General features: G+C 35.9%; 14 protein-coding genes. 5 read left to right on the top strand and 9 right to left on the bottom strand.

Annotated elements, in window-relative coordinates; all coding sequences use genetic code 11:
- Window positions 1–192 precede the first annotated feature (192 nt).
- Together csaB and BGI23_RS04620 are read right to left on the bottom strand one after the other, a co-directional pair.
- The gene (gene csaB, locus BGI23_RS04625) at window positions 193–1,296 is read right to left on the bottom strand and encodes a polysaccharide pyruvyl transferase CsaB (RefSeq protein ID WP_001241608.1); all 1,104 of its coding nucleotides are present in this window, start codon (window positions 1,294–1,296) and stop codon (window positions 193–195) included.
- Between the two features lie 129 nt (window positions 1,297–1,425).
- On the bottom strand, window positions 1,426–2,946 hold the full coding sequence (locus BGI23_RS04620) for a putative polysaccharide biosynthesis protein (protein WP_070805339.1): 1,521 nt from the start codon (window positions 2,944–2,946) through the stop codon (window positions 1,426–1,428).
- 282 nt (window positions 2,947–3,228) lie between these two features.
- On the opposite strand from BGI23_RS04620, the gene secA2 reads away from it, so the two are divergent.
- Together secA2 and BGI23_RS04610 are read left to right on the top strand one after the other, a co-directional pair.
- Complete coding sequence (gene secA2 / locus BGI23_RS04615) at window positions 3,229–5,595, top strand: accessory Sec system translocase SecA2 (RefSeq protein ID WP_070805338.1); 2,367 nt, start codon at window positions 3,229–3,231, stop codon at window positions 5,593–5,595.
- Window positions 5,596–5,609: 14 nt separating this feature from the next.
- Window positions 5,610–6,491: an accessory Sec system S-layer assembly protein gene (locus BGI23_RS04610; RefSeq protein WP_070805337.1), complete on the top strand. Its 882-nt coding sequence runs from the start codon at window positions 5,610–5,612 to the stop codon at window positions 6,489–6,491.
- A 102-nt stretch (window positions 6,492–6,593) separates the two neighbouring features.
- Here the strand turns inward: BGI23_RS04610 and BGI23_RS04605 are convergent, their stop codons facing one another.
- Together BGI23_RS04605 and BGI23_RS04600 are read right to left on the bottom strand one after the other, a co-directional pair.
- Window positions 6,594–6,965 carry a hypothetical protein gene (locus BGI23_RS04605; protein WP_000278023.1) on the bottom strand — a complete coding sequence of 124 codons (372 nt, stop codon included), beginning with the start codon at window positions 6,963–6,965 and terminating at the stop codon, window positions 6,594–6,596.
- A 195-nt stretch (window positions 6,966–7,160) separates the two neighbouring features.
- Complete coding sequence (locus tag BGI23_RS04600; protein ID WP_070805336.1) at window positions 7,161–8,639, bottom strand: SulP family inorganic anion transporter; 1,479 nt, start codon at window positions 8,637–8,639, stop codon at window positions 7,161–7,163.
- A 187-nt stretch (window positions 8,640–8,826) separates the two neighbouring features.
- On the opposite strand from BGI23_RS04600, the gene BGI23_RS04595 reads away from it, so the two are divergent.
- Window positions 8,827–9,291 carry a hypothetical protein gene (locus BGI23_RS04595; protein WP_000955016.1) on the top strand — a complete coding sequence of 155 codons (465 nt, stop codon included), beginning with the start codon at window positions 8,827–8,829 and terminating at the stop codon, window positions 9,289–9,291.
- A 27-nt stretch (window positions 9,292–9,318) separates the two neighbouring features.
- On the opposite strand, the gene BGI23_RS04590 is transcribed toward BGI23_RS04595, so the two are convergent.
- Entirely contained in the window at window positions 9,319–10,875 is a 1,557-nt protein-coding gene (locus BGI23_RS04590; protein ID WP_070805335.1) for a fatty acid--CoA ligase, read from the bottom strand.
- A gap of 314 nt (window positions 10,876–11,189) precedes the next feature.
- Window positions 11,190–12,680, bottom strand: coding sequence for a coproporphyrinogen III oxidase (locus tag BGI23_RS04585; protein ID WP_070805334.1), 1,491 nt, complete (start codon window positions 12,678–12,680; stop codon window positions 11,190–11,192).
- Between the two features lie 257 nt (window positions 12,681–12,937).
- On the opposite strand from BGI23_RS04585, the gene BGI23_RS28090 reads away from it, so the two are divergent.
- Window positions 12,938–14,677 (top strand): S-layer homology domain-containing protein, encoded by a 1,740-nt coding sequence (locus BGI23_RS28090; protein WP_070805333.1) that lies wholly within the window; start codon window positions 12,938–12,940, stop codon window positions 14,675–14,677.
- 57 nt (window positions 14,678–14,734) lie between these two features.
- Here the strand turns inward: BGI23_RS28090 and BGI23_RS29035 are convergent, their stop codons facing one another.
- The 3 genes from BGI23_RS29035 to BGI23_RS04570 all read right to left on the bottom strand — a co-directional run bounded on the left by BGI23_RS29035 (window position 14,735) and on the right by BGI23_RS04570 (window position 18,906).
- Window positions 14,735–14,899, bottom strand: coding sequence for an LPXTG cell wall anchor domain-containing protein (locus BGI23_RS29035; protein WP_472926139.1), 165 nt, complete (start codon window positions 14,897–14,899; stop codon window positions 14,735–14,737).
- Window positions 14,900–14,916: 17 nt separating this feature from the next.
- Window positions 14,917–17,649, bottom strand: coding sequence for an MSCRAMM family protein (locus tag BGI23_RS04575; protein ID WP_472926138.1), 2,733 nt, complete (start codon window positions 17,647–17,649; stop codon window positions 14,917–14,919).
- Window positions 17,650–18,033: 384 nt separating this feature from the next.
- Complete coding sequence (locus tag BGI23_RS04570; protein ID WP_070805332.1) at window positions 18,034–18,906, bottom strand: Cof-type HAD-IIB family hydrolase; 873 nt, start codon at window positions 18,904–18,906, stop codon at window positions 18,034–18,036.
- Between the two features lie 134 nt (window positions 18,907–19,040).
- Between BGI23_RS04570 and BGI23_RS04565 the strand changes: the two genes are divergently transcribed.
- Window positions 19,041–19,658, top strand: coding sequence for a DNA-3-methyladenine glycosylase (locus BGI23_RS04565; RefSeq protein ID WP_070805331.1), 618 nt, complete (start codon window positions 19,041–19,043; stop codon window positions 19,656–19,658).
- Window positions 19,659–19,748: the final 90 nt, after the last annotated feature.

Genomic DNA, 19,748 nt, shown 5'->3' with positions numbered 1-19,748 from the left:
TAAAACGCTAAATACCAACATTCAGTATATATTAATGTTAGGATTTTTAAACATACATCTTATCTCTCAAACTTCTTTCTTTATGAGCATACGTTTACAATCACTTACGTAATTCGACATTTTTCTACAAATTTATTTTTTCTTTCGACATTTTCTTTTTAAAAAAAATAAAAAAGAGGATGTCCTCTTAAATTAAGATCCCATTCCTCTTTTTTTGAACTCTTTTGAATTCAAGTCACTTATGATGTATCGAGACGCTGTTGAAATTTGCTCTCGTAATTCTTCTACTCTTTGTTCCAATGTTTCTTGTACATATTCTTTTTGTTCTAATTGCTTCGTTGCGACATTATACAAAGTTTCAGACGTCCAATCACCATCTACGTTTCCGATAATCGGCTGATTTACTTGTTGTAAAAATGAATCGATCTTTGGATCATATGAAATACCGACCATAGGAATATTAGCAACCGCAGATAGTATGAGCGCATGAAGTCTCATACCGATTAGAAGCGAACATTCCGACAAAATTGAAATTTTCTCATGAATATCGAGCTTATACGGAAGCATATGAGCTTCTTCTCCCATTAAATTAATAATATCGCGTGATGCATTTTGATCAAATGGTCCATGCATTGGTACGAATAAAATATGGTATCCATCACGCTTAAATTTTTTCAGCGTATCTGCTAGCTTCTTCATATAATCTTCTTTCGCGTCCCAATACCTCACACTAACTGCAATTACTTTCCCTTGAATCGCATGTTTTTGCAACCACTCCGACTTCATTCCTTCTGGTTGACATGCCAATACTGGATCTGGAACTAGTTCGATATCCTTCTTAATACCAATTTCTTTTAAATACAAAAATGAATCTTCATCACGAACTGATATATATTCCGCTTTTGATACTTGCCATTTCACTAATAAACGATTTTGTCTTTTCGTAATTGGACCAATTCCTTGCGCATAAATATAATACGGCTTCTTCAAAAAACGAGCAATTCGCATAATACCCGTATAGTACAAAATACTTTTAATACTCGTTTTATCTTGAAGGAGGCTTCCTCCTCCGCTAATTAAGCCATTACTTCTCTTTATTTCCTTATAAATTGCTCTTATATCCCAGCGATTTACTGCCTCTACACCGTACATTTTTCTTGTATAGTCGGGGTCATTCGAAAGTACAACAAGCTCAAGAGTAGGATCCTCTTCATGTAGCGCTTTAATAATTGATTGCAAAATTGCTTCGTCCCCAACATTATAAAAACCATAATATCCTGATAAAACTAACCGCACTCTTAATCTCCTCCAACATTTCGCAATCAACTTTTTGTCATTCAACAAATCGCTATCAACTCTTTAATAAGAAAAGTTGGATAACTTTAAATTGATTTCTTTCACAAACATACAAATAGCCATACTCATTTACTTACGTAAAAATGGGATTTGCTTTTTGGATATCCAGTTCAACTTTAATGCGCATATGCCATATATGAACAAGGCCACACAAAACGCTAAACCACTATATATTATTGCAATAAGTCTAGAATCTACCACATTTATGAAAGTAGATGTGAAATATAATCCTATACCTACTATACTAGATACCCCAATTACAGCAAAAAATCTCCCCATGTGAATCGAATAAGCCAATTCTTTTCGAATGTATATATAGTTTACGATACAAATCATGATATATATGATAAGTGTACTATAAGCCGCACCAGTTATGCCAAATTGACTTACAAGTACTATATTTAATATGACTTTTACAAAACTCGCTCCAACAACTATCCACGCCGCTTGCTTAGAACGGTTAATTCCTTGCAAAATTCCTATTGATAATACCATAAGTGACGTAAAATACGAACTACCAATTAAAATAGCTAACATTCCGCTCCCTTTCGCATCTGTAAACAATCCAACATTTAACGGGATTGTAAGTGCCATGAGCCAGATTGTTATCGGCGTTGTTAAAACATGAGCAAGCTCATTTGTCCGTTCAATTGTTTGTTTTGCTAACACTCTATCTTTCTTTGTTAATGCAGCAGTTAACAATGGGATTAACGGAAATACCATCGCACTTGCAAACACGACAATTAATTGTGTAAACGCAAATCCACGACTATATATACCAAATTGTTCTTGAATCGTTGTAGTGGATTCATGCAACATATGTGGAATCGTTACAGAATCAACTAAATTTAACACCGGCATCGATAATGCTCCAACTGCAATTGGAATCGAGACCTGAAGTATCTTTTTTGCATTATCTTTAAAATCTTGTAGTGAATATGTATTACTTTTATAACGATATATACTTTTTACATACTTCATTCTCAAATAGATAAGTGACGTAATTACTCCAAGGCAAGAACCAATCATTGCGCCGCCTGTTACAACATCACTCTCTTTATTCCAATATACAAATAAAAATGCAATTGCTAACATAAAGAAAACACGAATGAACTGCTCAATTACTTGTGACACCCCGGTAGGAATCATATCTCCAAAACCTTGGAAATATCCTCGATATACCGCCATATATGGTGCGATTAATAACGCAAACGAAGTTACGATTAATGGAAGTCTTGTTTCTTGTCCACCAAGCATATTTGCAAACATACTTGATCCAATCATAATAACTGAAAATCCAAGCACTCCAAATATTACTCCAATAATAGATGCTGAAGTAAATAGTTTGGCAATTCCATTCTCGTCATTCTTCTCATGAAGTTCAGCGATTAATTTTGATATAGCTAGCGGTACTCCCGCTACTGATAAAGTTAAAGCTATCATATACACAGGAAAAACAAGGCGAAAAATCCCCAGTACTTCATCTCCTGCTATATTTTGTAATGGGATTTGAAAAAAACTTCCCAACACTTTCGATAGAAACGTTGTAATCGTTAAAATCGCAGCGCCTTTCACAAACTTATTATTCATCTTCTAGCTCTTTTCTTTCAATATATAATTTTCATACATATTACAACATAAAACGAGATAGCTATATTCTTCTCTTTTTTGAAAAATTTCACTTTATCTCATTTAGCTATCATACCAAATTTCTTATACATTGAATACTCTCTTTCTTTCTATGTTTTAAATATAGTATGTACAATAACGCCTTATTTATATCCAGTTATTTCTTCAATTTACTACTTCTACTTATTCGGGATAAACATGTGCTATAATGTAGCTATTGTCAGTAAGAGGAGTGTTTACAACATGCTGAATTCGGTAAAAAAGCTGTTAGGAGATTCTCAGAAGAGAAAACTAAAAAAGTATGAACAACTTGTTCAAGAAATTAATAATCTGGAAGAAAAACTATCTGATTTATCTGATGAAGAATTGCGTCATAAAACGATCACATTTAAAAACATGCTTCGTAACGGAAAAACAGTGGATGATATAAAAGTTGAAGCGTTCGCTGTTGTACGTGAAGCAGCAAAACGTGTACTTGGATTACGTCACTACGATGTGCAGTTAATTGGTGGCCTTGTACTATTAGAAGGTAATATTGCAGAGATGCCAACTGGTGAAGGAAAAACATTAGTTTCTTCTCTTCCAACATACGTACGTGCTCTTGAAGGAAAAGGCGTTCACGTTATTACTGTAAACGACTATTTAGCAAAACGAGATAAAGAATTAATTGGCCAAGTTCATGAATTTCTAGGTTTAAAGGTTGGATTAAATATTCCTCAAATCGATCCTGCCGAAAAGAAACTTGCTTACGAAGCTGATATTACATACGGTATTGGAACAGAATTTGGCTTTGACTATCTACGTGATAATATGGCCTCTTCAAAAAATGAACAGGTACAACGTCCTTATCATTTTGCTATTATCGATGAGATTGATAGCGTTTTAATTGACGAAGCAAAGACACCTCTTATTATCGCTGGTAAGAAATCAAGCAGCTCTGATTTACACTATTTATGTGCAAAAGTTATTAAATCATTTCAGGATACTCTTCATTACACATACGATGCAGAATCGAAATCTGCTAGTTTTACAGAAGACGGTATTACAAAAATAGAAGATTTATTTGATATCGATAACCTATATGATTTAGAACATCAAACTTTATATCATTATATGATTCAAGCATTACGAGCTCATGTCGCTTTCCAATGTGATGTTGACTATATTGTACACGATGAAAAAATTCTACTTGTAGATATTTTCACGGGTCGTGTTATGGATGGTCGCTCTTTAAGTGACGGTTTACACCAAGCTCTCGAAGCAAAAGAAGGCTTAGAAATCACTGAAGAAAATCAAACACAAGCATCCATTACAATTCAAAACTTCTTCCGTATGTATCCAGCACTATCTGGTATGACAGGTACAGCAAAAACGGAAGAAAAAGAATTTAACCGTGTATATAACATGGAAGTTATGCCGATTCCGACAAATCGTCCGATTATTCGTGAAGACAAAAAGGACGTCGTATACGCAACAGCCGATGCTAAATATAAAGCTGTACGTGAAGATGTTCTAAAACACAATAAACAAGGACGCCCGATTTTAATTGGGACAATGTCTATTTTACAATCAGAAACCGTTGCTCGTTACTTAGATGAAGCAAATATTACATATCAATTATTAAATGCAAAAAGCGCAGAACAAGAAGCTGATTTAATCGCAACTGCTGGACAAAAAGGTCAAATTACAATTGCGACGAATATGGCCGGACGAGGTACTGATATTTTACTAGGTGAGGGTGTTCACGAACTTGGTGGATTACATGTAATCGGGACAGAACGCCATGAATCGCGACGCGTTGACAATCAGCTAAAAGGTCGTGCTGGTCGCCAAGGTGACCCAGGTAGCTCTCAATTCTTCCTTTCTTTAGAAGATGAAATGCTAAAACGTTTCGCACAAGAAGAAGTCGAGAAATTAATGAAATCACTGAAAACAGATGAAACAGGACTTATTCTAACTTCTAAAGTCCATGATTTTGTAAACCGTACACAATTAATTTGTGAAGGTAGCCATTTCTCAATGCGTGAGTACAATTTAAAGTTAGACGATGTAATAAATGACCAACGTAACGTTATTTATAAATTACGTAATAACTTATTACAAGAAGATACAAATATGATTGAAATTATTATTCCAATGATTGATCATGCTGTAGAAGCCATTTCTAAGCAATATCTTGTAGAAGGTATGCTTCCAGAAGAATGGGATTTTGCTAGTTTAACAGCAAGTCTAAACGAAATTTTATCAGTAGAAAATATGCCATCATTATCAGCAAATAATGTACATTCACCGGAAGATTTACAATCCGTTTTGAAAGAAACATTATCTCTTTATAAAGAGCGCGTAAATGAGCTAGATAGCCATACTGATTTACAACAGTCGCTACGATATGTTGCCCTTCATTTCCTAGATCAGAACTGGGTCAATCACTTAGATGCAATGACCCACTTAAAAGAAGGCATCGGACTAAGACAATATCAACAAGAAGACCCTACTCGTCTTTATCAAAAAGAAGCTTTAGATATCTTTTTATACACATATGGTAATTTCGAAAAAGAAATGTGCCGCTATGTTGCAAGACATTTAGGTGTTCCTGAAAACGTACAATAACGAGGTGAAAGATTATGTTATCATTCCTAAAAAAAGCTAAGAAAAACGGAAAAGATACGACTGTCTCTAGTAATCAACTATTCGGACAAGAAAGCACAAATACTGAAAATAAAACTGTAAAACCAACGCTTTACTTCCACCCTAGCTGGGGTGCAGTAGGACAAGAACAAAAATACATTTATCAATTTTTACATAAAGAACTACCGCGTTTAGAAGAATATCAAATTTCTTTATCTGGAATTGAGATTGAAAAGCGTGATAACGGTTATGACGTAGCTGTATTTATTCGCAGCACTGTTCCGAAACCAATTTCTTTCGAAGAAGTTACATTAATTCTTCTAAATAAAGAGAAAAAATTATGCGCGCGAAAAACATTCAACCTTTCTGCATTAGGAGATATTCCTGCAAATGTAAATATGCCGTTTATCTTTACATTTGAGCAAGAAACAATTACAGATGCTGCATTATCGCAAACGGATTGGGAATTAGCGTTCGAACTTGAAAGTAAGCATGTATTAGATTTAGATCCATCTTGGGAAGCTCAGTTACCTGAAGCAAGCAAAGAAGCTTTACGTAATTTCGTGGACAATTTAACACCTCCACATGATGGTGAAATGAACTTCCTAGGTTTGCAAGCTGCACGAAAAGAAAACGGCGATTTACATACAACGCTTCTTATTCGTAACGGTTGTAAAGACAACATTCAACTAGAGCAACTTCCTCTTCATATTGAAGATGCCACAGGTGCAGTTGTTGTTAAAGGCGCTTTCACATTACCGAACCTTGAAATTAAAGCGAACACTACAAAACCGTGGTCATTTGTCTTCCCTGCTTCATCTATATTAAAAGAAGATATGGACCTATCTTCTTGGAAGGCACTTGTACCACAAGACTAATCATAGAGAGGCTCGCCTCTCTTACTTTTTTTCATACAAAAAGCCTGCTCAAAAAGATGGTCATCACACCTCTTTTGGACAGGCTTTTTCTTTATGTAAAATTTATTTCGTTACGAATAAACGTTCAATATGATATTCAGCTTCTAATTTGCACATTTCATCTGCATGCTTTACTTTATTTCTTTTTAATTGCTCCACTTGTTCTTCGCTCGGTTTTTCATTAATAAGCTCGTTAATTTTTTCATTTACTTTCATTGCTAACGCTTGATGGAAATCTGGATGTCCTTTCAACTCGTCATCTACTTTATTGATCCAAGTTGATTTTGTGTATAAATACTGTTTCCACTGTTCAACAAATTGTTGCATATCAAACTTTTCTTCGTTCCATTCAATTTCTTTCATATACTTCTCAAAAGAAACGACAATTGAGCGTGTAATCCCAATCTTCACTCCGTGTGGTAACTGTTTGTACATCAATTATTCCCTCCAGCTTAAAGCTCTTCCTTCTGACAAAAAAGGAATCTCAAAATTCATATACATTACTATAATATCACATACCTAATCTAGAATGTTACTATACTGCTAAGAGGAATAAATGTCAACAGACGCATAACATCTTGATATACAGATGTTATAAACAAAAAAACACCCTTATATAAGGGTGTTTCTTCATATAGTTTCCGTTTTTACAAATAGTAATTTATCTTTCTGCTCATTACTCGCCATCACTACTAACGTCTTTTTAATATGAGCAGGTACTTGCTCTAGCGTTACACTCAATCCTGACTTATCCGACTGCTCAATGAAATTCAATAACGCCATAGCTCCTGATACATCCATATAGCGTGCATCTTTCATACGTAAAACAACCGGAGATTTTACATCTTGTAAAGCATAAAAAACACGATCCACTGTTAAAAACGAAAGTGGTCCCTTAATTTTATATGTTGCTTCCTTTTCTTTTACAATAGAAACTTTACGTTCTTTACATTTCACCATGTATATAATGAATGAAAGAATAATACCGAACGCAACCGCGATCATTAAATCAAACTTCACTGTGACAATCATCGTTACGAGCATAACAACGACATCACCTTTTGGCGCTACATGCATTTTCTTCATGCTCTCCCAATCAAACATGCCAATACCAGTTAAAATTAAAATACCTGATAATACAGCAAGTGGAATGTATTGTACGACTGATCCAAGTCCCATAATGAAAATAAATAATATAACACTATGCATACTTGCTGAAAGCGCCGTTTTACCGCCACTTCTTATATTAACGATAGATCGTACAGTCGCACCTGCCCCTGCTAATCCGCCAAACAATCCGCTCATCACATTACCGATACCTTGTCCGACCAGTTCTTTATTACTTTTATGACGTGTCCCCGTCACGTTATCCATTACGACCGATGTTAACAACGAGTCAATCGATCCTAATAAAGCAATACTAAGCGCTGGTAAAATAAGTTCTGCTACGCCTGTTCCACTTAAAGATGGAATATGAAGCGTTGGCATCGCTTCTGGAATCGTCCCAATCTTTTCAATCACCTTATTTAATGACAAATTTCCGATAACCGGTAACCTCACTGTAAGCCCTTCTAACGCAGAAGAAAATAAAGGAAGCATAGCTGTCACACCTACTAATGCGACTAAACTAGATGGGATTGCCTTAATCCACTTTCCGGAAACAATCATGACAATAATCGTTAATACGACGAGTAGAAAACTATTTTGCACATGCTTCATTTCACCTAAAATAATAATTAATGCGATTCCGTTCATAAATCCTGAAACGACAGGATACGGAATGTACCGCACGTAAGATCCAAGCTTACATACACCGAATAAAATTTGAAACAGTCCCGCCATCATAAATGCTATAAAACTCGCCTCTAATCCGTGCGTCGCAATAACCCCTGTTGCGATAACCGTAATCGGTCCAGTTGGGCCTGTAACCTGCCCAGGTGTACCACCAAATAACGCCGCAAATAAGCCTGCAAAAATTGCACCATACAATCCGACTAGTGCTCCCTCAGACGTTCCCGTTGCAGCAATACCAAATGCAATGGCAAGTGGCAACGCAACAATCGCAACAGTAAAACCTGCTAAACATTCCTTTGCTATTTTTTGAAACATATAATAACCACCTTTGTATAAAGTCCATTTTCCATTGTACACCTAAATAGATACATTCGTTAGTCCACTTTTTACAGTATCGTGACGTAAACGCATTCAATTGTAAGCCCCTACCGCATCTTTGGAAACTATTATAACTATGATATAATGGATAAATTAAATCTTTTATTATATATTTGGAGGCACTATGCTAACTTTTGAAGAAAAATTATCGATCATTGAATCTTTCCCAGAATTAGAAAGAAAAAACGTATCATTAAAACGTGTGAACTTTCACTTTGAAGAAAGTCGTTTAGATAAAAAGAACGTTGTATATCATTTACATCCAAATGGAAACGGATTTGTATATGCAAGTGGGATTAAAGGTTACAAAACAGATGATAAAGGTATGGTTAACATCCGCGAATTTTCAGCAGATGAGTTACGTTCAGTAATTGAGCAATCAATTGAATTACTTTCACAAGAAGAAGTAGTAATTCCTGCAGAACCTGCGAAAGAAGAAGAATGGCAGAACGAAGACGGTCATATCCTTACTCTTATCTCAGAGGACGATATGTGGAACGTGTACGCTGGTGTAAATTTAGACGGTACATTCAACTCTTATCCAGAAGCTGCGGAATACCTTGATGAAGAAGGATTTTCACGTAAATAAAAATAGAAAGTGGGCATCCCCCACTTTCTATTTTTTTGCCCCTTTTAAAGACTCTCTAAGCACAAACTTCTGTAATTTCCCACTTGCATTACGAGGAAGTTCATCCACAAATAAATAATGACGTGGACGTTTATAATCCGCTAATTCATCACTTTCTTTACAATACGTTTCTAAATCAGCCTCTGTAATTGTTTCATCTTTCTTCACAACAACTGCCACAACACGTTCTCCCCATAATTCATCCGGCTCACCAAGCACCGCAACATCTAATATACCAGGATGACTATGAAGGAAATCTTCAATTTCACGTGGATAAATATTAACGCCGCCACTAATCACCATATCATCCACGCGATCTGCGACGAATAAATAGCCGTCTTTATCGAAGTAACCTAAATCACCAGAGTGATACCACCCTTTATACATCGATTTTGCATTTGCCTCTTCTCGGTTATGATAACCAGCCATCATAGTTGGACCGCGTAAAATAATCTCTCCTACTTCATAAGGAGGCAATACATCATCTGGTTCTGCTGGTGCATCTTCATTCGGTTTCACAATTCGAATTTCATGACTAAAGCACGGTGTTCCTGCTGAGCCTGCTTTCGTAATTTGATCTTCTTCTACAAGAAACGCTACAACTGGTCCCATTTCTGTCATTCCATAAATTTGTACAAGATCAATATAAAGACGTTCTTTACATTCCTTCACTAACGCTGGAGCCATCGCTGCTCCGCCGTATATACCAATCTTCATCGAAGTTAAATCGTACTTCGTTAAATCTTTTTGCAACAACATATTCCACATCGTCGGCGCTGCAAAAAACGTCGTAATCTTCTCTTCTTGAATTGTATGTAATACTGTTTCTGTGTCAAAATGATGTAAAATAACATTCTTTCCACCAACTTGAATGCGCGGTATAATTCCAGCATTCAACTCACCGCAATGATATAGCGGTGCTACAACAAGCCCAATACTATCTCGATTATATTTTAGGAAATACGTACAAATCATACTATGCTCAGCCATTTCGCGATGACGATGTAATACACCTTTCGGATGACCTGTCGTACCGCTCGTATACAGCATAGAACAATAATCCATTTCATTAATTTCGATATCTATTTTCTTAGAAGATGCTGCATTCACTTTTTCATGGTAGGAACTTGCATAAGAAGGTGTATCGTCTTCTACATACCAAAAAGACGAATTTGGAAAATCTCGTTCAATGATAGCGACAGTTGATTCAACTGCTTTTTCAAAAACAACGACTTTCGAGGATGCATCCTGAAGAATATAAGATACTTCTTTTGCTTTTAAGCGGAAATTGATCGGGTTAAAGATCGCTCCAATTTTTGCACAGGCTAAGTAAACGTTTACAAATTCACGGCAATTATATAAGTAAACAGATACAGTATCGCCCTTTCTTACCCCTTCTTCTAATAGAGCATGCGCCGTTTTATTTATTTGCTCATCCCACTGTTTATACGTCCAGCGAATATTTTTTTCTGGTTCCACTAACGCCTCTTTATTCGGATACTTACCAACAGATAAATCGAAAATTCTCCCTATCGTCATGTACATGCCAACAATTTCCCCCTTTTCTCTTTCATAAATCTATCATTTCGTCCATAAGTAGACATTGTCCTTTAATGATTTGACTAATTTTTCTGATTATTATCGACATAGTTTTACAAACAGTTCCGCTTTTGGCGGTAAGTGAAATTATATCGGCGATTTTCCGGATATATCGGCGCAACTTGAATTATATCAGCGATTTTCAAAATATATCGGCGCAACTTGAGTTATATCGGCGATTGTTCGAATATATCGACTTACCGACAAAAACTGACAATATAAGTAAGAGGTTATTCCGACTCGGAATAACCTCTTTCTTTTTATGCAAATAGCTCTTCTAAAATTTTCAGTTTATCTTCTGTATATTTTACGAAGCCATCGTTATATGATTTTGGATCTTTCGGATTCGCAAAGTGCGTAATTGCTCCCGTTTTCGGATGAACAAATTTACTTGATGCACCACAACCAAGTCCGATAATTGATTGTACTTCTTCCATAATGACAATGTTGTAAATACTTTCTTGCGTCGGCATTGCATAACCAACGTTCTCTAAATTACCTAAAATATTTTTTTGACGATATAGGTAATATGGTACGTAATTATGCTTTTGCGTCCACTCTTCTGCTTCGTGCATCATCGCTGTAATTTCTTCGCGACCTGCTACTTTATATTTACGTTTGTTTTGCGTCATTTCAGAAGCACGTTTAAATGATAACGTATGAACTGTTAATGATTCTGGCATTAACTTTTCTGTTTCATCTAGCGTATGCTTGAAAATATCTAACCCTTCACCAGGAAGACCAATAATTAAATCCATATTAATATTATTCATTCCCATTTCACGAGCTAAATGATACTTCTCAATCGTTTCTTCTACAGTATGATGACGTCCAATTGCTTTTAATGTTTCTTGATGGTATGACTGCGGATTAATACTAATACGGTCAATATTCCATTTATTTAACACTTCTAGCTTCGCTGGCGTAATTGTATCTGGGCGACCTGCCTCAACTGTTACTTCACGCACATTTTTCACATCTGGGAACGCTTCATACATTTCTTCATACAGCATATCCATCTCTTCTGCTGTAATACTTGTCGGTGTACCGCCGCCGTAATAAATCGTCGTAACTTTTACACCTTTTTCTTTTAAAAACTTACCAATTTCACGAACTTCATAATGTAAACCACCTAAGAATGAATCAACAGAACCTTGACGTCCGTTAATTGCATACGCTGGGAATGTACAATATGCACATTTTGTTGGGCAGAATGGAATACCGATATAAATACTTACTTCCTCTTTCAAACGATATAAATCCGGAACTACCGCTAATTGGCAGTCAACAATACGTTGAAGAAGTTCAATTTTCTCTTCATGAATTAAATAACTTTCACGAAGTTCTTGGTGTGCTTCTTCTTTTGACATACCATTTTGAAGCATTTTATGAAGAAGTTTCGTTGGACGAACTCCAGTTAAAATACCCCAGCTTTGTTCAATGCCAGTTAACTGCTGAAGAACAGAAAGATATACATAAGAAACAACGTGCTTCACTTGCTTCATACGCTCTTTTTCATCTGTAAAAGCAGATAAATCTTTTGCGAATGTTTCTTCATACACATTTCCAGTCGCAACATCTGTTAAACGAGCTGATGCTTTCACGTTCTCTTCAATGTGTATATCAACGATAAGATTTGCTTCCTCTTGTTCAAATCCAATCGTACTATCTTCAAAAAATAAGCCGCTAATATTTTGCAGCGGACGTAAAAAACGATCATCTTGTAACGTTTTAATTGAAATTAACAACATTATCACCTTTTCATTTGCAAACTCTCTTTAGTTTACTTGAAGGGCGTTTGCAGGTCAATACAGAAGGTTTTACCTTATTTTCATATCCTATTTAAAACAAACTGAATATTGATTTTTAACGAACTTTCTCTAGTTGTATAGACATTAGAATATACTCTTGTTACAATCTAGAACGTATTAGTACTTGCTACTAATTTAAATACATATAAAGGAGGACTCTTAACACGACATAAAGACTATCACGTGTTAAAACAACTATGAAAAAAAAGCTTTACAACATTTTAACAATATCTTTGGCATTACAAACATTTGTAGCACCTACCCATTCATTCGCGGAAAGCATAGAGAAAACTGCGGAATTGTCTACGGATGAGCAAGCTTTAAAAAGCATTGAAGAACATGCAAAACAGCATAGACATGACGAAGAAAACAACCTTGAAATCTCGGGTGAATATCTTCTCCACTTATCAACAAAACTTCCACTATACGATTCAAATGACTTAAAAACGAAAACAAATATTGAAATTACTGAACCAGTAGTAAAGGCAACAAAGAAAAAAAATAATGCCTATTACGTTCAAACTACATCTGGTGCTGGCTGGGTTAATAAGGGAAATAATAGTTTAGAAGTACAAGAGATTCATAAACTCTCGAATCAAAAACTAATTGTAACAGAAGAAGCATCAGTATATTCCTTCCCTTTCCAATCGTTTAAAGAAGAAACGAAATTACAGCCACAAACAGTAACTCCTACTGAACAAGCTGGGAATTGGTTTAACATTCAAATGAACGGAACTGAGAAATGGATTTATGCTCCTTCAGCTACATTCGACGGTACGAAAGCATCATTATTTGAAAAAACAAGTGCTATCGAAAAGAGAAGCGCAACTTTCTTCAAAACACCATCTAATTTGCCTACAAATAACGTTTATGGTGTTACATTTAAAGAAATGATTGTTCCAAAAGGAAATGAAAACATTCGTCCTGGCTACGCAATGGAACCGAAATACATTACAATTCATGAAACTGCTAATACAAGTAAAGGTGCGAACGCTTTAAACCATGCGAAGTACTTAGATAATCAAGCTCGTGGAAATACTGATCGTTCAGCGTCTTGGCATTTTACAGTAGATGACCAAGAAATTTATCAACATCTTCCACTAAATGAAGTTGGATGGCATGCTGGAAATAAAACTGGAAACTATGAATCTATCGGAATTGAAATTGCTGTGAATAGTGATGGAAATTATACGAAAGCGGTAGAAAATGCCCGAAAATTAGCTGCTTACTTAATGAACGAATTAAATATCCCCCTAGATCACGTTCAAAAGCATCAATTTTGGAGCGGAAAAAACTGCCCTGCATTTATGATTCAACGTGGACAATGGGATGCTTTCTTAAAGGGCACGAATGCTTACTATAATGAACATCATAAAGAGGTTGTTCCCCCGCCAGAAGTCCCTCATGAAAAAGACGACATTACAGGTGGTTGGTATGAGCAAGATATTCGTCAATTAGCTGCTAGAAAAATCATGTTCGGTGACGGCAATGGTTCTTACTGGCCAAACCGCCTCGTAACACGAGCTGAGTTTGCAAATTTAATGTCGAGAGCTTTAAAATTACCTGCTGGAAACGCTACATTTACAGACTTAAACGAAGCACACCCATCTTTAATAGATGGAATTAACCGCGCCGCTAGCGCAGGTATCATTAATGGTCGTGGGAATAATAAATTTGATCCCAATGCTACAATAACACGTGATGAAGCTGTTATTATGATTGACCGTGCATTAGAATATAACTGGATTTATAGAAAAGAAGTGAAATTACCATTCACTGACCAACACTTAGCATACGATAAAAAAGCATTACAAAACGTTTATGCATACGGAATTGTAAAAGGTAACGAACGAAATGAATTCGTACCAAAAGGCACAGCAACACGTGCTGAAGCAGCCGCATTTTTAAATCGAATGCTTAAAGTTATTGAAGCTTAAACAAAAAAACTAAAAGGCATAAGAGATAACAATTCTCTTATGCCTTTTATAAAACTATTAACTATTTTTAATCATAAATCTAAGACGTATTCCTAATAAAATAAGAGCAAAACCAATGAATGATAGATAATTCATATCATGTCCTGTAGCTGGAAGTTGTGCATGAGACGCACCTTGTCCTTTTTCTGGTAAGGTAGGTTTTCCTTTATCTACGTTTTCCATTCCTTCACCTGGCTTCTCTATTTCTTCACCTGGTTTCTCTGTTTCTTCGCCTGGTGTTTCTCTGTTTCTTCGCCTGGTGTTTCTGTTTCTTCGCCTGGCTTCTCTATTTCTTCACCTGGTTTCTCTGTTTCTCCACCTGGTGTTTCTGTTTCTCCACCTGGTGTTTCTGTTTCTTCACCTGGTGTTTCTGTTTCTTCGCCTGGTGTTTCTGTTTCTTCACCTGGCTTTTCTGTTTCTTCACCTGGTTTCTCTGTTTCTTCACCTGGTGTTTCTGTTTCTCCACCTGGTGTTTCTGTTTCTCCACCTGGATTCTCTGGACCTTTGCTTGTTTCTTTTTCATTTGTAATTTGAAGTTTTACTACTTCAATTTTTTGATTAGAAATCGTAAATTCAATTTCCTTATCAGATAACTCATAACCTTCTGGTGCCTGAACTTCTTTTAAAATATAATCTCCTGGCTCTAGTTCTTTCGAAGTTGCTTCACCATTTTTATCTGTTGTTAATGTTTCTATTTTTGTTCCATCTTTCAAAATTTCAAACACTGCGCCTGCTAATTTTTTATTTGTATCAGTAGCATCTACCTTTGTAATTTCTACTTGACCTTTAATTTTTTCTTTCACTTTTTCATTTAATACTTCTTGCTTTATTACTGTATTTGCAACAACATTTACTTCTACCGTCACTTCTAACGCTTTATAGCCTTCTGGCGCTTTCGTTTCTTCTAACGTATGCTTTCCTGGCACTAAGTTTTCGAATGTTACTACACCATTTTTATTCGTTGTTTTCGCCTCTCCAACTACTTGACCAGTTTCATTCTTCAGCTTAAATTCTGCACCTTCTAGAACCTTTCCACTCTCTGCATCCTTTTTGATTACTTGTAAGCTTCCTAGTTCTTTTGCGTTTTCTACTTGTACTTCTACTACTTTGTTTGCTTCCACAACGACTTCAATTTCTTCTTTTAACAACTTATATCCTTGCGGTGCTTTCGTTTCTTTTAATGTGTATGTTCCTGGTTCTAATTTCTGAGAGATTACTTTACCAGTTTTATCTGTTCGTAACGTCTCTACTTTTTTACCATCTTTGTACACTTCAAATTCTGCGTCTGACAATACTTTCGCTTTATCTTCTGCATCTACTTTTACGATTTCAAATTGACCTGTAGCCTTTTCAACAACCTTTTTATTCAACACATCTACAGTCACTGTTTTATTAGCAGCTACATCAACATGAACTAAACTAGATGATAGTTCGTAACCTTTTGGTGCTTCAACTTCTTTTAATGTATATGTTCCAACTGGAAGTTGTTTTGATAAAGCTTCACCTTTACCATCTGTAATAATTGTTTCGACAACGTTCCCATCTTTATCTATAACATCAAATTTTGCACCTGGTAAAAGTTGACCAGATTCACTATCTTTTTTCAATAATTTAAATTGACCATTTTCTACTTTTTTCGTATTCTTCATAACAAATTCAATTATGTTTGTATTATCAATTGTTACTTTTTCTGGTGTATCAACTTTTATATATCCTTCTGGTGCACTAATTTCTTTTACAAAATAATCACCAAATGGTAAATCTTTAACTTCCGCAATACCCTTTTCGTTTGTTGTAACAGTAGCCACAACATTATTATCTTTGTCTATAACATCAAATTTTGCGTCTTTTAAAACAATGTTTTCATCGTTTTCATCAACTTTTTTAATCTGTAAATTTCCTTTTTCAGCTGCCGGCTTTTTCCACTTTGGCCAGTTAAATTTAAAATTATGAACCTCAAATCCATCTCTTTGGTGTAATCCACCAACAAAGGCTTGTCCGTTAATAGAGCCACCCTTTGTCTCTACAACTGCATTAGGCGCAAATACACTTCCTACTACACCATATCCTTTAGTTGTTATCTTTTTAGCATTAGGGAACACCCAGATGACTTTACTAGCTAACTCAGTAAAAAAGGAATTAGGGTCATATGCTTGAGATGTATTAACTAATGTGAACCCGCCCTTATCTGTTGTATCATACAGGATTGCACCGCCACCAAAATTAACTTCTTCTGCATCTGAATGAATAACAATAAAGTCTTTATTACTTACATTCGGAAGAAAAACGTCTGTTACATCAAATGTTTTCTTTCCATTTTGTCCTGAAGAAACGTAAATATTAGAATTCTTTACATCTTCACCGATTCCAAAGGTCATACCCGGTTTTGGTTTATCAGTATGTAATTGACCCGCATCCTCAATTACACTATTAATGTCTTTTCTAAACTCTTTAAATTTAGCATCAATCTCCGCTTGCTCTTTATAAGAGATACGGTCATATGATGATTTCATTGCACCTTCTGGGTCACCATCTTTTGTCATAGCCACTGTTCCATCTTGGATAATTACTTGTCCTGTTCCCGCCTTCGTAAATTGACCACCTAGTAATAATGATGGATACCCTTCCTCTACCCACGTTGCTCCAGCTAAGTTGTTTGCTCCTGTTGCAGCCGCTAAGACTGTATAACTTGATGCATTCATATTTTTTTGAACAGCCATCGCGCCCTCAATATCCGCACTCGTTGCACTATGATCTCCAAAAATGATTGCATTGTAATAAGATACATCACCTAAACCTTTTAATTCTGTTGTAGCTGCCTCTGCTTTATATGGTAAATGGATTAAAAAATTCATACATACTAGTAACACAACTATAAAACTACTACTTAATTTTTTTATTTTTTGATTAAATGATTTCCTCAAGAAATTCATTCCCCCTTTTAAACTTCCTAAAACCAAACAAAAAAGCACCTTTCATATGTACCAAGGCTTACTCACAATAACTTAAAATCATCCATTTAAATAAAAACAAGAAACTCTACAACTGATCAATAAAATTACTACAATTCATTTTTGAGATAATACGTGAACCAAACTATCATGCGGAAGTATTTTTGCATATGGAGCTCAATAAAATTAATCTGGAGAATATTTCATATGGTGTAACTATTTTGGCAACATCATCCACTTTACAACAGTTTTCTAAAGGATTCAAGTGAATTGTATAGATTTCAGACACAATTCACCTTTGTAGAACGCTTTCATTTCTAAAATAAAGCCAATAAAAAAACGTAGCCAAAAAGCTACGTTTTTCCTTTATCGTTTCGGTGTATTTTTATGATTCTTCAAAAACGGAAGCGGGAATTGCTTGCGGAAATGTTCTTTAATCATATACTCTACGCCGTTCTCACTATTTGAACGTGTAATCCAGTCGGCCGCTTGTTTTACCTCTACAGGCGCGTTCCCCATCGCTACCCCGAGACCCACATTTTCAATAACCTCTAAATCTTCCATGCTATCTCCAATGGCAACCATTTCGTTTAGCGAAATATTTAAATGCTCTCCAAGCAATTGTAATCCACGTAATTTTGATACATTTTGTGGCAAAATTTCTATTCGTTTTGAATCACATTTAATATACTCTATATCTTGAAACGCTTTTCTTAATGTATTCAGTCCTCTTTCTTTTTCACCTTTCGTTTGGAAAAGAACATCAATTTTTGGCGCCGCGACTGGATGATCACGAAGCGCATCACCTAACGAATCTACAAATTGAACTGGATAAAATAACGGATCAGCACTCGATAACACAGTACGCGCAATTAAGTTTGGTGTATTTCTCTCGCGATTTCCGATTGAAAACCGTTCATGAGAAATGCGGACGTTACAGTCAAAATGCTCTAATACTTGCACAATGTTAAATGTCTTCTCTTCCGATAATCTTCTTTGAACGTACGGCTTATCTAACGTTGCTGAAACGAAAGCACCACCGTGTGTCACTAATATAGAATCTAATTTTAACGCCTTTGCTACTTTATGAGCGGACTGAAAATTACGGCTCGTAAATAATGTAACGTATACGTCTTTTCTTTTTACAAATTCAATTGTTTCTCTTAGTCCTTTTGCAATTTTTCCGTTGTTGTATAGTAGTGTCCCATCTATGTTAAGTGCTAGTAAGCGATAAATCATGTCGCACTCCCCCTCTTCGCTGTTGTACTCTATCCATAATTTATGAAATAAATGTAGCAAATAGAACGAGTTAGAATTTCTACTGAAAATTTGGTTTACTATATACATATACACTCAGTAAAGGAGATAGTACAATGCAGGCACCTCCTTCCTTTTATGAAGGCGATACGTTAGAAGTCGCAAAAAAATTACTCGGACAGAAACTTGTTCATATTGTAGATGGAATAAAACGAAGTGGAATCATTGTTGAAGTAGAAGCATACAAAGGTCCCGATGATAAGGCCGCACATAGTTACGGCGGCAGACGGACTGATCGCACGGAAGTCATGTTTGGCGCACCAGGACATGCTTACGTATATTTAATTTACGGTATGTACCATTGTTTCAACGTCATTACAGCACCAGTGGGCACCCCGCAAGGTGTTCTCATTCGAGCTCTTGAACCGGTAGATGGAATAGAAGAAATAAAACTAGCACGCTACAACAAAACAGACATTACAAAAACGCAGTATAAAAATTTAACGAACGGACCTGGCAAACTATGCCGTGCACTCGGCATTACTTTAGAAGAACGAGGCGTCTCATTACAAAGTGACACATTACATATTGAACTCGTCCGAGAAGAAGAACACATGTCCTCACAATACAAAATAACAGCCGGATCTCGTATTAACATTGACTATGCAGAAGAAGCTGTACATTATCCGTGGCGTTTTTATTATGAGGGGCATCCGTTTGTTTCAAAGAAATAAAGTGAAACTTTAATCAGTGGGGAGGGTCTTCATCCCCCACTGATTATCAGCCCTCACCAATCGGACTTTTATGGGCAGTTGATCCCCCGC

It is taken from the genome of Bacillus sp. ABP14, assembly GCF_001831375.1.
Classification (GTDB): domain Bacteria; phylum Bacillota; class Bacilli; order Bacillales; family Bacillaceae_G; genus Bacillus_A; species Bacillus_A paranthracis.
Note: the sequence above shows the minus strand (reverse complement) of the source record. Positions and strands in the feature narration are given on the sequence as shown.